The sequence below is a fragment of the Stenotrophobium rhamnosiphilum genome (assembly GCF_003052265.1).
In the GTDB taxonomy this organism is placed as follows: Bacteria; Pseudomonadota; Gammaproteobacteria; order Nevskiales; family Nevskiaceae; genus Stenotrophobium; species Stenotrophobium rhamnosiphilum.
In genome coordinates this window covers 16,633-31,077 of record NZ_QANS01000005.1, presented here as the reverse complement: position 1 = coordinate 31,077, position 14,445 = coordinate 16,633, and the positions used below count along the sequence as shown (strand labels likewise).

Genomic DNA, 14,445 nt, shown 5'->3' with positions numbered 1-14,445 from the left:
CATGTGTGTCTTATTCAGTCAACAACACTGTTGACTTATAGTGGCTGCGGATTTAGCTTAGGCGGATCGTCGGGGCTCACCGAATCGGCTTGTGCTATCTGCATGGTCGTCTGTCCCAATTTCTCACAATTACTGCTCAATAAAAATCGAAGGTCTCCCATGTCTGCATCCGCACAAGCTCAGCAAGCACTCGCCACGATTCCTCATTGGGTTGGCGGTAAAACCGTCGTCGGTTCGCTGTCGCGTGTGGGCGATGTTTATAACCCCAGCACGGGTGCTGTGTCGGCGCGTGTTCCCTTTGCTTCGAGCCAAGAACTTGATGACTGCGTCGCTAATGCTAAGGCAGCCTTGCCAGCTTGGGCGGCTACACCTCCACTGCGCCGTGCGCGCGTCATGTTCAAGTTCCGTCAGTTGCTGGAAGCACACACAGACGAACTGGCTGCGATTATTTCTAGCGAGCACGGCAAAACGCTGAGCGATGCTCGTGGTGAAGTCGTTCGTGGTTTGGAAGTGGTCGAGTTCGCCTGCGGCATTCCTGATTTGCTCAAAGGCGAGCACAGCGAAAACGTCGGCACGGGCGTCGATGCGTTCAGCCTGCGTCAGCCTTTGGGCGTCGTAGCGGGTATTACACCGTTTAATTTTCCAGTCATGGTTCCGCTGTGGATGATTCCAGTGGCGCTTGCATGCGGCAACACATTTGTCCTGAAACCGTCTGAGCGCGATCCATCCGCTGCAATCCTTCTCGCCAAGTTGCTGAAGGAAGCGGGATTGCCCGATGGCGTATTTAACGTTTTGCATGGCGATCGCGAAGCGGTTGATGGTCTGCTTCATCACCCAGATATTTCTGCAGTCAGTTTTGTAGGCTCGACGCCAGTTGCGCGTCACGTTCATCGCGAAGGCACATTGAATGGCAAGCGCGTGCAAGCGCTGGGCGGCGCAAAGAATCACATGGTGATCATGCCCGACGCGGACATTGATGATGTTGTTGAAGCTTTGCTTGGCGCCGCTTACGGCTCGGCCGGCGAGCGCTGCATGGCGATCTCGATTGCTGTTGCAGTGGGTGATGAATGTGCGGATCAGTTGATTGCGAAGCTGGCTCCGAGAGTGAAGGCGTTGAAAGTGGGGCTGCCTACCGATAACGCCACGGAAATGGGCCCGCTGATTACCGGCGAGCATCGTTCACGAGTTTGCGATTACATCGAGTCTGGCGTGAGCGAAGGCGCTAAGTTACTTTTGGATGGTCGCCCCGGTTATGCGGGTACGCCCGGCGGTTTCTTCCTCGGCGGTTCGCTGTTCGACAAAGTCAGCACCGACATGAAGATTTACAAGGAAGAAATCTTCGGGCCTGTATTAGGCATCATGCGCGTCCCTGATTTGGACGCCGCAATAAAACTGATCAACGCCCATCCGTTCGCGAACGGTACGGCCATCTTCACCCGTAGCGGTAACGCTGCGCGCGCATTCACATCGGGCATTGAAGTCGGCATGGTGGGTGTAAATGTGCCGTTGCCCGTGCCAATGGCCTTCCACAGTTTCGGTGGCTGGCGTAATTCGCTGTTTGGCGATCATCACGTCTATGGCCGTGAGGGCGTGCGTTTCTATACGCGCCAGAAGGCCGTCACCCAACGTTGGCCACGTGAAACCGAACAACGCGCTGAGTTTTCAATGCCAACGATGAAGTAATTCTTGCGGCGGCTCGTTCCGCTGCTTGAGTCGATTGCAGTACGCTACACCTGCTTCCAGGGAGATGATGAATGCAAGGTGTTGATCGACTGAATTTCAAGGTGTCCGACCTTGAGCTGATTGCAGATGCGGTAGGGCCAGCGGATGCTGCGCGCGTACTTTTTCTGCACGGCAGCGGGCAGTCTCGTCAGAGCTGGCGACGTGCATTGCAAGAGACGGGTCGTCGCGGATTACGCGGCATTGCACTCGACATGCGTGGTCATGGTGATAGCGCATGGTCACCCGACGGCAAGTACGACCTCAAAATCTTTGCGGCAGATCTTCGTCAGGTTGTCGATCAAATCGGTGGCGAGGTGGTTTTGGTGGGGGCTTCCTTGGGCGGCCTCGCCAGCATGCTTATCGTTGCTGAAAAAATAGCCTCAGTGCGTGCCTTGGTGCTCGTTGATATTACGCACCGCGTTGAGGAAGGTGGCGCGAAAGAGGTCGTTGCCTTTATGGGCAGCGCACCCGATGGTTTTGCCTCGCTTGATGATGCGGCTGATGCAGTCTCGGCTTACCTGCCTCATCGTGAACGTCCCAAAGATACGAAGGGACTCGAGCGCAATCTGCGTCTGCGAAATGGTCGCTACTACTGGCACTGGGATCCTGCATTTCTGAACATGGGTCGTGGCGCGGATTCTGATTTCCGAAACGCTAGGGCAAGCGTTCTTGAGCAAGCTGCACGCTCTATCAGCATTCCAACTTTGCTTATTCGCGGTGGTCGCAGCGAAATCGTGAGCAAAGAGTCCGTCAGTGAGTTTCTCGAAATGGTTCCTCATGCGGAGTTCATTGATATTGCTGATGCTCACCATATGGTGGCGGGTGACGCTAATGACGCTTTCAACGATGGCGTACTTTCTTTCATTGATCGACAAATCAGTTCAGGCGTGATTGCTAGCCGTGCTGCTGATAAAGCCCAAGAGGCCCACGCTCATGGCTAATGAAACGAAGGCGCAGAAATGGGCTGCCTTCGAGCCGCTTAGTGAACCGACGTTTCGCAGAATCTGGTCGGCCAGTTTGCTGTCCAACTTTGGTCAGCTGATTCTCGGCGTTGGCGCAGCCTGGGAAATGACGAGGCTCACCACGTCAGTGGGCATGGTTGCTTTGGTCCAAACCGCACTGATGTTGCCGCTGATGATCGTTGCTGTGCCTGCGGGCGCTGTTGCAGACATGTTCGATCGACGCAAAATCGCGCTCATTGGTCTTAGCTTTGCCACGCTTTCTGCTGCAACGCTGACGACGCTTGCTGCACTGGGGCTGACGACACCTTGGATGCTGCTCATATTTTGTTCGCTGATTGGCACTGGCGTTGCGCTGTATGGACCTGCTTGGCAGGCCTCAGTCATTGAACAAGTCAAAGTCGAGCAATTGCCTGCGGCCGTCGCGCTCTCTTCGGTGAGCTATAACCTTGCTCGAAGTTTTGGCCCGGCGCTGGGCGGTATGGTTGTTTTGGCCTTCGGAGCAATGGCAGCGTTTGCCATCAATGCTTTGTTTTATCTGCCGCTGCTGCTCGCGTTCTTCATGTGGCAGCGCGTACATGTGCCGCCACGATTGCCGCCAGAGCAAATGCATCGCGCCATTGTTTCTGGTGCGCGATATGCAAAGCACTCACCGTCGATTCGCAACGTGATGATTCGCGCTTTTGCCACAGGATTGGCCGGCGCTTCTACTGCAGCACTCATGCCTTTGATTGCGCGAGATCAGTTGGGCGGTAACGCCAGCATTTTTGGGTTGCTATTGGGTGCGAGTGGCGTCGGCGCGGTGGTTGGGGCATTTGCTGTCGCTACCGTGCGTGAGCGCTTGAAAGCTGAGCATGCAGTGAGTCTCTGCGCTGCAGTTGCGGGCGTGATGATTTTGTTTGTCGGATTCAGCAAAAGTCTATTGCTGACCTGCGTGCTGCTGATGGTTGCAGGCGCGGCCTACATGCTGCTGGTTACGCTGCTGAGTGTCGGTGTGCAGTTGTCGACGCCACGCTGGGTGGCGGCACGTGCACTGTCTTGGTTTCAGTCGTCTCTGACGGGCGGTATCGCCATTGGGGCTTGGTGGTGGGGGCATGTCACTGCGGAGTGGGGTCTTGGCAATGCGCTGATCGCTTCCGGTGCCGCACTATTGGTGACGCCAGTAATCGGCTTATTTTTCCCGATGCCACGTATTTCGAGAGAAGACGTTGAGTCGGTTGAGCTGGCTAATGAGCCTGAAGTTGGCTTGCAGATCACTGCGCGCAGCGGCCCGATCGTGATCGAAATTGATTATCGCGTGGACGCTACGCGTGCACGGCAATTTTACGAGTTAATGCTGAAGTTGCAGCGTGCGCGTAAACGCAATGGCGCATACGAATGGTCGATATCGCGAGACATCGCCAATCCGGAGCTTTGGACCGAGCGCTATCACTGTCCGACCTGGGGCGACTACCTGCGACAAAGAAGCCGCTACACGCAGGGCGATCAAGAGCTGCAGGCCCGCGTGAACGAATTCCATCTGGGGTTCGACTCGGCTACAGCGAGCTTGCGTGTGCGCCGCAGGCTGGAGCGTCCGTTTGGTTCGGTCAGGTGGCGTGCCGATTCTCCTGATGTCAGCAACGAATCCATCCATATTCTGCCGCATTGACGGCCGAATTTATAATAAACAACACTGTCGACTAAGAGCAGCTGGCGCGTATATACTCAGGGCTGAAAATGCCGCTGCGCGCTGTGCCTTTAGGAGATGAACATGGGTGAAGCTTTAATCATTGACGCCGTGCGTACGCCGCGCGGAAGCGGTAAGCCTGGCAAAGGCGCGCTAGTCAATCTGCATCCGCAGCATCTAGCTGCAACCGTGCTCAAGGCGCTACAACAGCGTAACAATCTTAAGACCGAAGACATCGACGATGTCATCTGGGGAACCAGCGCGCAGAAGGGCATGCAGGGCGGCGACATGGGCCGCATGGCTGCACTCGATGCGGGCTTTGATGTTCGCGTCAGTGGCGTAACGCTGGATCGCTTCTGCGGTAGCGGCATCACCGCAGCGAGCATGGCCGCAGCGCAGATTCGTTCAGGCATGGAAGATCTGATCATCGCAGGCGGCACCGAGATGATGTCGCTCATCACCACGATCTCGCAGCAAGAAAGAGCGGCCGGTCTTAAGTCCTTGATGATGGGCTCCGGCAATGAGCGTCTTGCTGAACGTCATCCTCAATCGCATCAGGGCGTGTGCGCCGATGCGATTGCTTCGATGGAAGGCATCACTCGCGAAGAGCTGGACGCTTTTTCACTTGAAAGCCAGCGCCGAGCAGGCGTCGCGATTAAAGAAGGTCGCTTCGATAAATCCATCGTTCCTGTTGTTGATGATGCAGGCAATGTGATTCTTGCGAAGGACGAATATCCTCGCCCACAAACAACAGCTGCAGACTTGGCTGCACTCAAGCCAAGTTTCGATCAGATTGCGGACATGCCCGTTGATGCGAATGGCACGACGTTTAGAAAGCTGATCAATCGTCGCTATCCTGATCTTAAGATCGAAGCATTTCATCACGCGGGCAGTTCATCCGGCGTCGTGGATGGTGCGGCAGCACTGCTGATCGCATCTGAAGAATACGCACGTAAACACGGCCTCAAGGCGCGCGCTCGTATCGTTGCCACCGCCAACATTGGTGATGACCCAACGCTGATGCTGAATGCTCCGGGACCTGCTGCGAAGAAAGTGTTGGCGAAGGCTGGCCTCACGATTAATGACATCGACCTCTGGGAGATCAACGAGGCCTTTGCTGTCGTGGTGGAAAAGTTTATCCGTGATCTTGGCTTGGACCGCGAAAAGGTCAATGTCAATGGCGGCGCTATTGCGTTGGGCCACCCGATCGGCGCCACCGGCGCGGTATTGATCGGCACTGTTCTTGATGAACTGGAAAGACGCAATCTCAAGCGTGGACTGATCACGATGTGCGCTGCGGGCGGTATGGCCCCGGCAATCATCATTGAGCGCGTGTAAGCGAAACTAACAATGTTGGAGTCTGTGCGGTGACCGAAAAAACCATCACGATGTTGCCTTGGCCTGCAGATGACTTGTCTGTTTATGGGCCGGTCACTTCCAGTCCTGTTAGCCGTGCTCAGCAATATGTTGCTCGCGCCATGTATAGAAATTGGGCGTTGATTCCACATGTCACGCATAACGATGATGTTGATATCACGGCATTTGAAACTCGCCGCAAAGAATGGAATGCAGCGCATCCTGAGCAGAAGCGTTCCTTGCTCTCTGCGTTGGTCAAGGCATCGGTTGCGACTTTGCAGCGTTATCCCAGATTCAACAGCTCGCTCAGCGCAGACGGCACTACCTTAATCAGCAAGCAGTACTTTCATATCGGCATCGCGGTTGATGTGCCGAATGGTCTCTTGGTTCCGGTGATCCGTGACTGCGATACGCAGAGCATTGATCAGGTCGGTGGCCAGATCGCGAGCATTTCAGAGAAGGCGAAGACCAAAGGGCTTTCGCTGGCCGAAATGTCTGGCGGTTGCTTCACTTTGTCCTCGCTGGGACACATTGGAGGCACTTCGTTTAGCCCGATTATCAATGCGCCTGAAGTCGCCATTCTGGGCATTTGCCGTAGTCAGGACCGCTTTCTCCCAGATGCGGAAGGCAAGCCGGTGCTACGCCAATTGCTGCCGCTATCGCTCAGCTACGACCATCGTGTGATCAATGGTGCCGACGCGGCGAGATTCCTTCGTTCGATCGCAGATTGGCTCGCTGAATATAAGTTTGAGTGATTGGCTTGGCTGCAGCTAATAAACGACGAGCGGAAGATTGACAGCTTCGACTATCATATGGACATGTAGCCTTAGCCGATAAGCAAAAGCGTTATGTGAATTTGTTTGTACGGTTAAGTCGGAAATCACGTGGAGCAAAGCAAGATGCTGAATAAGGCTAAAACTGCGGTTAAAAAGCCAGCCAAACGTAAGCGCGACCCCGAAGGTACGCGCGTAGCCATCCTTGAGGCAGCGGGCAAGTTGCTGGCGAAAGACGGCGCTGAAGGCCTCAGTGTTTCGCAAGTGGCCCAGCTTGCCGGAGTTAATCGCGGTACCGCTTACCAGCATTTTCCTACTCGTGAACAACTGCTTGATGCCACGACAGCATGGGTTAGCGAGCGTATGCGTACAGCGGTTTTTGGCGGCTTGGATTTCAACAACGTCAAACAAGTTGATCCGATGCATGTCGCGACACAGATGGCTGAGTTTGCGATGGAGAACCCCGAGCTTGGCCGCGTCTGGCTGTTTGAGGTTATGAGCTCTACGCGTCCATCAAACGATAGTTTCTGGAACCTGTATCGCACGCAGTTTGAGAAATTCTCCAAGTCAGAATTAGCGCAACCTGGTATTGATGCCGAAGTTCATTCGGTGATCATGCTGATGAGTGCATTCCTCTGGCCAATCTTTACGCGTGCTCATACGCGCACTACAAAAGAGCGTCAGGAAATGGCGCGTCGTTTCTCAAAGGAAATGCTGCGTCTAAGCTTGTTTGGAACCATGCGCCCAGAGAAATTCCCGGACCTGGCTGCACAGATCACTGCCGACTCTGGCGTAAAAGTGGCCGCTGCTCGCAAGAAAGCCAAGTAGTTCATTCGAAAGAAAAGCCCTCGTTGCGTAGGCAGCGAGGGCTTTTTTATTGGCCTATATATTTAGGCGATTGCGCCGAGTTCTTTCAGCTTTTCAATGCGATCCCACTCAATGCCTAATTCCATCAGCACGATTTCGGTGTGCTCGGAGGCTTGTGGGGCACGCGTGGTTTTTACAGGTTCATGATTAAACTGCACGGGGCCGCGAACCACCTTGATCGGCGCGCCGCCATCTGAGGCTTCGACTTCGAACAGCATGTCGTTGGCTAGGGCCTGCTCGTCGGTCGCAATGTCGATCAGAGTTTGAACCGGTGCCCACTGGCCGCTGTAAGTCGACAGCTGTTTGCGCCAGTACTTGAAGTCCTTCTGTGCAAACGCTTCCTTGATGATTTCGCTGGCGGGCTGCCAGTTTTTCATCAGCGCTTCGGCTGTTGAAAAACGTTCATCCTGCACGCACTCCGGATGGCCGATGTGAGTGAAGAAACTCTTGATGTGCGGGCCGGGTGTTAGCGTGCACATGTTGATCGTGCCACCGTCAGACGTTCGGTAGTTGCCCATGAATGGATTGCCCGGATTGCCGCCAGAGCCCGGCATGCGGTTACGCATCATCTGGCCGCAATCAATGCCCATGTCGATTGAGATGCCTGATGCCCACCAAGCAGTGCTCAGCAGTGAGACATCAAGCTCGATAGCTTCGCCTGTGCGTTCACGATGAAACAGTGCTGCGGAAATGCCGCCAGCGATGTTCATTCCACCAATTGAATCGCCGAAAGCTGGAATGCCCTGTGCCAACGGGCCCGGCAATTCTTCTGGCGTCATGCTGTGGGCGATACCGCTACGATTCCAGAATGCGGTGCCGTCGAAGCCGCCAACGTCACGGTCCGGGCCTTTGTCGCCATAGGCGCTGCCGCGCGCATAGATGATCTTTGGATTGAATGCGCGAATGTGTTCGATGTCGAACTTCATCTTCTGCCGTTGGCTCGGCAGGTAATTGGTCAAAAAAACATCCGCAGTTTTAGCCAATTCATAAATGACGGCCATGCCTTCTGCGGTAGAGATATCGATGCCAACGCTGCGCTTGCCGCGGTTAGGGTGTTCCATGAACGGGCTGCGATTCGGATTGACCTTGATGCCACCAATGTTGACGAAGCCGCGCTGTGTGTCGCCGCGCTTGGGATGTTCGATCTTGATGACGTCAGCGCCCCAGTCAGCAAGGATGGCGCCAGCAGCAGGGACGAACGTGAATTGCGCCAATTCGAGTACGCGCACGCCTTTCATCACTTGTGCCATTTTGAGATCTCCTCTTCGCATCGTCTTCGATAGGACGATATGATATTAATAAACAACATTGTTGCATATAGACAGGGAGTGCGCTAGAAATAGCCTATAGCGGCAATAGCTGCGCAATCCTAATTACAAACCTTTGAAACAGAGAGAAAAATGAAAATCGACTCCTCACTTGCTGCGGTGGTTACTGGTGGCGCTTCGGGTCTGGGACTTGCCACAGTCAAAGCACTGAGAGCGGCTGGAGCCAAGGTTGCGATCTTTGATCTCAATCAAGAGATCGGTGAAAAGATGGCGGCTGAAACCGGCGCAATCTTTTGTCAGTGCGATGTGCTGTCCGATGAAAGCGTTGATGCAGCGTTCGCAAAAGCGCGTGCTGCGCAGGGGCAGGAGCGTGCGCTGATCTGTTGTGCGGGTGGTGGCAATGCGATTCCAACGGCGCGTCGTGACAAGACGACAGGCGAAATCAATATTTTCCCCAGCGATAAATTCGAATGGGTGCTGAAGCTCAACACGGTGGGTACTTTCCGTTGCATCACGCGCGCAGCGGCGGGCATGATGACGCTGGAGCCTCTGAATGGTGAGCGTGGCGTTCTGGTTAACACCGCTTCTGCTGCTGCGACTGAAGGGCAGATGGGCCAAGCTGCCTACTCAGCGGCGAAGGCTGCGATTGTCGGTATGACGTTGACGATTGCTCGCGATCTCTCTCGTGAAGGTATTCGTGTCAACACGATTCAGCCAGGCATCTTTGCAACGCCAGCAATGGCGCGTGCGACGCCAGAAATGCTTGATGCCTTGGGTAAGATGGTTCCGTTTCCGCCCCGTCTTGGCCATGCTGACGAATACGCTAGTTTGACTCTTGAAGTCATTCGCAACGGATATCTCAACGGTGAGACGCTACGTCTTGATGGCGCAATCAGAATGCAGCCGCGCTGAGTCAAAAAAGATGAGCAATGCCCAGTGGGTTCAAGGTGACTCACTGGGCATTTTAATTCCTGCGTGCAGCGAAGCCTTGCGTGAAGGCGGTGTCGAATATCTCACTAAAGCGTTTCGTGCTTCAGGGGCGCTGGCTTCGGATAATCAGGTCGTGCGAATTACTCAATTTGAAGAATGTCACGGTGGCAGTACAGGGCGGAAACGGTTTCTCTCGCTTGAGTACGCTAAGCCGGATGTTGAGTTGCCCACGCAGTTATTCGTTAAGTTCTCGCGTGATTTCGACGATGTGATTCGTGATCGTGCGAAGAATCAGTTGGATGCAGAAGTGCGCTTGGCGTTGTTGTCTCGTACTGAAGGTTTCCCATTGTCAGTACCGAGCTGTCTATATGCAGATTACAACAGCGAGTCTGGTACCGGCATTTTGATCACTGAACGTATTGCATTTGGTAAAGGCAATATCGAGCCTTTATGCGAAAAGTGCCTAGATGCAGAAATGACCGATCCCTTGGCGCATTACAAGGCGTTACTCAAAGCTGTTGCCGGGCTTGCCGGCACTCATAAGGCGGGTCGTCTTGCTAGCAACGTTTCGGCATTGTTTCCGTTTGATGCGGCTGCGGCGTCTGCCAATGACCGAATCCGGTACACCGAACAGCAATTGCTGAATCGCGTCGCTCGCTATGCAGAATTCTCCACAAAATATCCGCAACTCTTTCCTGCGAATGTCATCACGCCGACCTTCATCGAGCAGTTGAAGAAAGACATTCCACGTTTCATTGAACACGAACTCACAATAAAGCGGTTTCTCTACAGCAATCCAGAGTTCATCGCGCTTTGCCATTGGAATGCCAATGTTGATAACGCATGGTTCTGGCGCGACGGGCAGGGTGAACTTCATTGCGGTTTAATTGACTGGGGTCGCGTCGGGCAAATGAGCGTTGCCCACGCACTCTTCGGTGCTTTGAGCGCAGCAGAAGTTGAGCTATGGGATCGGCATCTGGAGGAGCTGTTAGTGCACTTCGCAGATGAATTCCATCGCTGCGGCGGGCCGACACTAGATGTTGAAGAACTCAAAACACATCTACTGTTATTCGTGGCCTTGATGGGTTTGGCTTGGCTGATGGATGCGCCAGCGTTAATCGAGAAACAGATTCCTGATCTCGCTTCGATCAAAGATCGTTTCGATCCGAAATTTAGATCGAACGAAACTGCGCGAGTGCAGCTTCAGATGATGAGCAATGTTCTTAATCTGTGGCAGAAGCGGGACTTTGGAAAGCTGCTCGACAACTTAGTCGAACAAGTTTTTTAGAGCTCGCCTGTCGACTTTTAGCGTCGGCGTTCTGGGGAGTTCCTTCACAAAACGCCATTGAACTGGGATGTGCGTTGCGTAGACGCGATCGCGTAAGTGCGCTTCGAGTTCAGCAATGGTTGGGCTTGTGACATCAGGCTTGAACTGAATCGCTGCCGCAGGAACCTGTCCGAGACGTTGATCCACAACTCCAATAACAGCTGCCGCAGAAACCGCAATGTGTTCGAGCAATGCACGCTCAATGGCTTCTGGCAGTAGTTTGAAGCCACCACGCACGATCGCGCCATCGGCACGACCGCGGTGGAACATGAATCCGTCTTCGTCGATCAGTGCAATGTCAGAGGTGCGAATCCAATCTGGCCCGATGCGAGGAGAAATTACTTCCAGCAAGCCCTCTTGTCCCGCCGGCAGAACGGTTCCGCTATCGGGATCAACAATGCGTAACTGAGCGCCGGGTAGCGCGCGTCCGACACTGCCAAGTTTTTTCTGTCCCCAGACGCGATGCAGGTCGAGCGTCATTGCAGTGACGGGGCCGCCAAATTCAGTGGCGCCATAGGAAAGCAAAATAGGAATGCCGTAACGTTCTTCAAATGCGCGATGAACGGTTGGGTCTAGTGGCGCTGCGCCTGTTCCCATGCGCGTGATGCAGGCCAGATCCGCAGGCGGAATATCTGCGTCCAGAATCATCTGTACGCCAGCAGGTGGCAGTCCACTGATTTCCGGACGATAGCGCAGCAAGTGGTCATGCCATCCGGCAACGCTGAAGCGCTCTAGCAATACGGCACGTTGTCCTCTGAGTAAAACGGGCAAGCTGGAATAAATTCCAGAGATGTTTCCCAAAGGGAAGAACAGAAGTGTCGGCGTTGCAGCTAAGAACTTCTCGTCGTCATCGTTCGTGAGTGCCTGAGTTCCGAGGTAGTGTTTGGCAATCAGTGCATAGCTGATGGCAAATTGTTTGGGAGGCCCCGTCGTTCCGCTGGTCAAAATTTCAATTTGAGCGGGAGCATGAGCGCTAGGTGTCGAGTGACTCTCTGATCGCGCCGGTCCGTGCAATAGCGTGGCGTCCATCTCGGTGAGCACAATGCCAACGATGCCGCGTGCTTTTAGAAGAGTGATGACAGGCCCTGAAAAGTCTTCTGCTGCGCCAATGACAGCGGCAGGATTGAGCCGCTCGATATCGCGAGCCATCGCATTGTCGGACTGAAAGGCATAGATCATTCGCACGTTGCGACTTTGTGCAATGAGTCCGAGTAGGGCGGCGATGGCAGATGGACGATTGCGCGGAATTAAAGTGACGGCTGTATCGGCAGGGATGCGGCAGTCGTTCAAGAGAGCGCGAATGCGATCAGAGATATGTCGTAGTTCGCCCCAACTGAACCAGCGTCCCTCGAATTCAATCGCAGGCCGTGATGGCGCTCGCGCCAAGGCATTCTTAGTTAATTGGCTGAGTTCATTCATAGGTTGTACTGGCTAGGGCCAGCTTTACTTTTACCCATCGAATATTGATAATCAACAGCGTTGTTGATAAGAGTTTACATCAATACTTTGATTCTGAAAACGCAGACATTTTCAGAAGGAAATAGCGAGTGAGATCCATGGAGTTGAAAGGTAAAGTCGTTGTCATTACTGGCGCACTAGGCACGCTGGGAAAAGCTGTGGCTGAAGCGGCTGCGTACTTGGGCGCTACGGTGATCGCCGTGGATCGAGTTGAAGGCGCGAAGCTCGCTGGTGTGCAGGTTGCGCCTGCATTGGATCTTGGCAATTCACAGGCAACGCGTGATGCATTCGCGAGTCTGGCAAATAAGCATGGCCGCATTGATGCCTTGGTCAATGTCGCGGGCGGCTTCTCTTGGGAAACCTTGGCCGATGGTTCCATCGAAACATGGGATCGCCTTTACCAAATGAATATAAGAACGGCGGTTAATGCTTGCCAAGCCGCATTGCCACACTTTCCGAAGAGCGGTGGTCGTATCGTTAACATCGGCGCTGCAGGGGCGGTGAAGGCGGCGGCTGGAATGGGCGCCTATGCGGCGTCCAAGTCAGGCATTGCGAGGCTGACTGAAGCACTTGCTGAAGAACTCAAGGCAGGCGATACCACGGTCAATGCGGTGCTTCCAAGCATTATTGATACGCCAGTCAATCGCGCTGATATGCCAGATGCAGATTATTCGCGCTGGGTTACGCCCCAGGCGCTGGCCGATGTCATTGTGTTTCTGCTGAGTGATCGTGCGCGCGCAATTACTGGCGCGTTGATTCCTGTGACTGGCCGCGTTTAGGCTTTAGCGCTGAAAATAGCTGAGACAAGGTGATCGTGGACGCATAAAATGCGGCCTGATCCCGCAGCGCGGATCAATGAACAATCGCGCTAAAAACTCTGGTGGCTTAATCGTGACAAACGCTTCGCATCAATCTAAGCCTGTCGTAGTGGTTACTGGCGCATCTCAGGGCATTGGTGCAGCGATTGCGGAGCGCTTTGCGAGTCGCGTTTCAGGCGTTCAACTCGCGCTGGTAGCGACTAACGCTGAGCGATTGTCTTCGGTTGCTCAAAAGTGCCGAGCTATTGGCGCTACAGCGGAAATCTTTCCGACTGACCTCAACGACAACGCTCAGGTTGAATGCCTAGCCGCAGAAGTGCACAAAACGTTTGGCCACGTCGATGTGCTCATCAACAACGCCGGTCGCTGGCGTGGTGGTGCGGCGCACGAAATGTCCGTGAGCGACTTTGCGCAGGTGCTACAAGACAATCTCATCAATATGTTTGCTGTCACTCGTGCGTTTCTGCCGCCAATGTTGGAGCGGGGGAGTGGCGATGTATTTCTGATGTCATCGACATCAGGACTTGTTGGCTTGGCCAATAACGCAGCGTACTGCGCTGCCAAGCATGGCGTTGCAGGTTTTTCTAAAGCGCTGCGCGCTGAAGTGGCTGGCCGTGGAATTCGCGTTTGCTGTGTTTATCCCGGTGGAACGGAATCGCCGTCGTGGGAAGGTTCCGGCGTCGATGTCAAAACATTGATGTCAGCGGAAGATGTTGCTGATGTTTTTGTTGACGCTTATCAGCGTTCTCGTCGGACGGTATTAGAGGACATCATCCTGCGTCCTCTTGCAGCTCTGTGAATTTGATCGGTTTTCGCACGATCCGTATTCAGCTGTTCATTAAATCCTAGTTTGAGCGCCTTCGGGTTGGCCGCGGACGGACGGATTTCTGCAATATTTATAATGAACAGCACTGTTGATTGTTAATAATATTTGTGCGATAAAGAAAGCCGCTAAAAAGACCGTCTTCAGGGCGGCATAGAAATGGATGGGGCGTTAGGTCTATCCAACTGAATTTGTACGCAGACGGTGCGTGAGGAGTAGGACATGAAAATCAAAATTGACAAGGCATCCTGCGTTGGCAATGCACGCTGCGCTGCAGTGTCTCCAGAACTGTTTCCGCTGGATGAAGACGGCTATATCGCTGTCACCGAAATTGATGTGCCCCCAGGCATGGAGGCCTTGGCTCGTCGTGGTGCGCGAGCTTGCCCAGAGCGAATTATCATCGTTGTTGAAGATTGAACTAAACGGTAGCCCACGTATGGCTGCAATGCTTTGAACTGCTAATTGAGGAGAAAGTGCA

13 protein-coding genes are annotated in these 14,445 nt (G+C 53.9%); 11 read left to right on the top strand and 2 right to left on the bottom strand.

Features of this window, described 5'->3' with window-relative positions:
• The first annotated feature begins 159 nt into the window (after window positions 1-159).
• The 6 genes from CJD38_RS13050 (at window position 160) to CJD38_RS13025 (ending at window position 7,304) form a co-directional block, all read left to right on the top strand.
• A complete protein-coding gene (locus tag CJD38_RS13050) occupies window positions 160-1,683 on the top strand; it encodes a CoA-acylating methylmalonate-semialdehyde dehydrogenase (RefSeq protein WP_107940810.1) in 1,524 nt (507 codons plus the stop codon).
• Window positions 1,684-1,754: 71 nt separating this feature from the next.
• A complete protein-coding gene (locus CJD38_RS13045) occupies window positions 1,755-2,663 on the top strand; it encodes an alpha/beta fold hydrolase (RefSeq protein ID WP_107940809.1) in 909 nt (302 codons plus the stop codon).
• Window positions 2,656-4,329 (top strand): MFS transporter, encoded by a 1,674-nt coding sequence (locus tag CJD38_RS13040; RefSeq protein ID WP_107940808.1) that lies wholly within the window; start codon window positions 2,656-2,658, stop codon window positions 4,327-4,329. The genes CJD38_RS13045 and CJD38_RS13040 overlap by 8 nt, the downstream gene beginning before the upstream one ends.
• Window positions 4,330-4,431: 102 nt before the next feature.
• Window positions 4,432-5,685, top strand: a complete 1,254-nt coding sequence (locus CJD38_RS13035) for an acetyl-CoA C-acetyltransferase (protein ID WP_107940807.1) — start codon at window positions 4,432-4,434, stop codon at window positions 5,683-5,685.
• A 29-nt stretch (window positions 5,686-5,714) separates the two neighbouring features.
• The gene (locus CJD38_RS13030; RefSeq protein ID WP_206362997.1) at window positions 5,715-6,458 is read left to right on the top strand and encodes a 2-oxo acid dehydrogenase subunit E2; all 744 of its coding nucleotides are present in this window, start codon (window positions 5,715-5,717) and stop codon (window positions 6,456-6,458) included.
• A 129-nt stretch (window positions 6,459-6,587) separates the two neighbouring features.
• Window positions 6,588-7,304, top strand: coding sequence for a TetR/AcrR family transcriptional regulator (locus CJD38_RS13025; protein WP_206362996.1), 717 nt, complete (start codon window positions 6,588-6,590; stop codon window positions 7,302-7,304).
• Window positions 7,305-7,366: 62 nt separating this feature from the next.
• Here the strand turns inward: CJD38_RS13025 and CJD38_RS13020 are convergent, their stop codons facing one another.
• Window positions 7,367-8,581 carry a CaiB/BaiF CoA transferase family protein gene (locus tag CJD38_RS13020; protein ID WP_107941130.1) on the bottom strand — a complete coding sequence of 405 codons (1,215 nt, stop codon included), beginning with the start codon at window positions 8,579-8,581 and terminating at the stop codon, window positions 7,367-7,369.
• Window positions 8,582-8,743: 162 nt separating this feature from the next.
• Here CJD38_RS13020 and CJD38_RS13015 point away from each other — a divergent pair, with 162 nt between their 5' ends.
• Together CJD38_RS13015 and CJD38_RS13010 are read left to right on the top strand one after the other, a co-directional pair.
• Window positions 8,744-9,523, top strand: coding sequence for an SDR family NAD(P)-dependent oxidoreductase (locus tag CJD38_RS13015; protein WP_107940805.1), 780 nt, complete (start codon window positions 8,744-8,746; stop codon window positions 9,521-9,523).
• 10 nt (window positions 9,524-9,533) lie between these two features.
• A complete protein-coding gene (locus tag CJD38_RS13010; protein ID WP_107941129.1) occupies window positions 9,534-10,829 on the top strand; it encodes a hypothetical protein in 1,296 nt (431 codons plus the stop codon).
• On the opposite strand, the gene CJD38_RS13005 is transcribed toward CJD38_RS13010, so the two are convergent.
• Window positions 10,809-12,287: a class I adenylate-forming enzyme family protein gene (locus CJD38_RS13005; RefSeq protein ID WP_107940804.1), complete on the bottom strand. Its 1,479-nt coding sequence runs from the start codon at window positions 12,285-12,287 to the stop codon at window positions 10,809-10,811. The two genes, CJD38_RS13010 and CJD38_RS13005, sit on opposite strands and share 21 nt — an antisense overlap.
• Before the next feature lie 137 nt (window positions 12,288-12,424).
• Between CJD38_RS13005 and CJD38_RS13000 the strand changes: the two genes are divergently transcribed.
• The 3 genes from CJD38_RS13000 (at window position 12,425) to CJD38_RS12990 (ending at window position 14,384) form a co-directional block, all read left to right on the top strand.
• The gene (locus tag CJD38_RS13000; protein WP_107940803.1) at window positions 12,425-13,105 is read left to right on the top strand and encodes an SDR family NAD(P)-dependent oxidoreductase; all 681 of its coding nucleotides are present in this window, start codon (window positions 12,425-12,427) and stop codon (window positions 13,103-13,105) included.
• Window positions 13,106-13,217: 112 nt separating this feature from the next.
• Window positions 13,218-13,943, top strand: coding sequence for an SDR family NAD(P)-dependent oxidoreductase (locus CJD38_RS12995; protein WP_206362994.1), 726 nt, complete (start codon window positions 13,218-13,220; stop codon window positions 13,941-13,943).
• 246 nt (window positions 13,944-14,189) lie between these two features.
• The gene (locus tag CJD38_RS12990) at window positions 14,190-14,384 is read left to right on the top strand and encodes a ferredoxin (protein ID WP_107940801.1); all 195 of its coding nucleotides are present in this window, start codon (window positions 14,190-14,192) and stop codon (window positions 14,382-14,384) included.
• Window positions 14,385-14,445 lie beyond the last annotated feature (61 nt).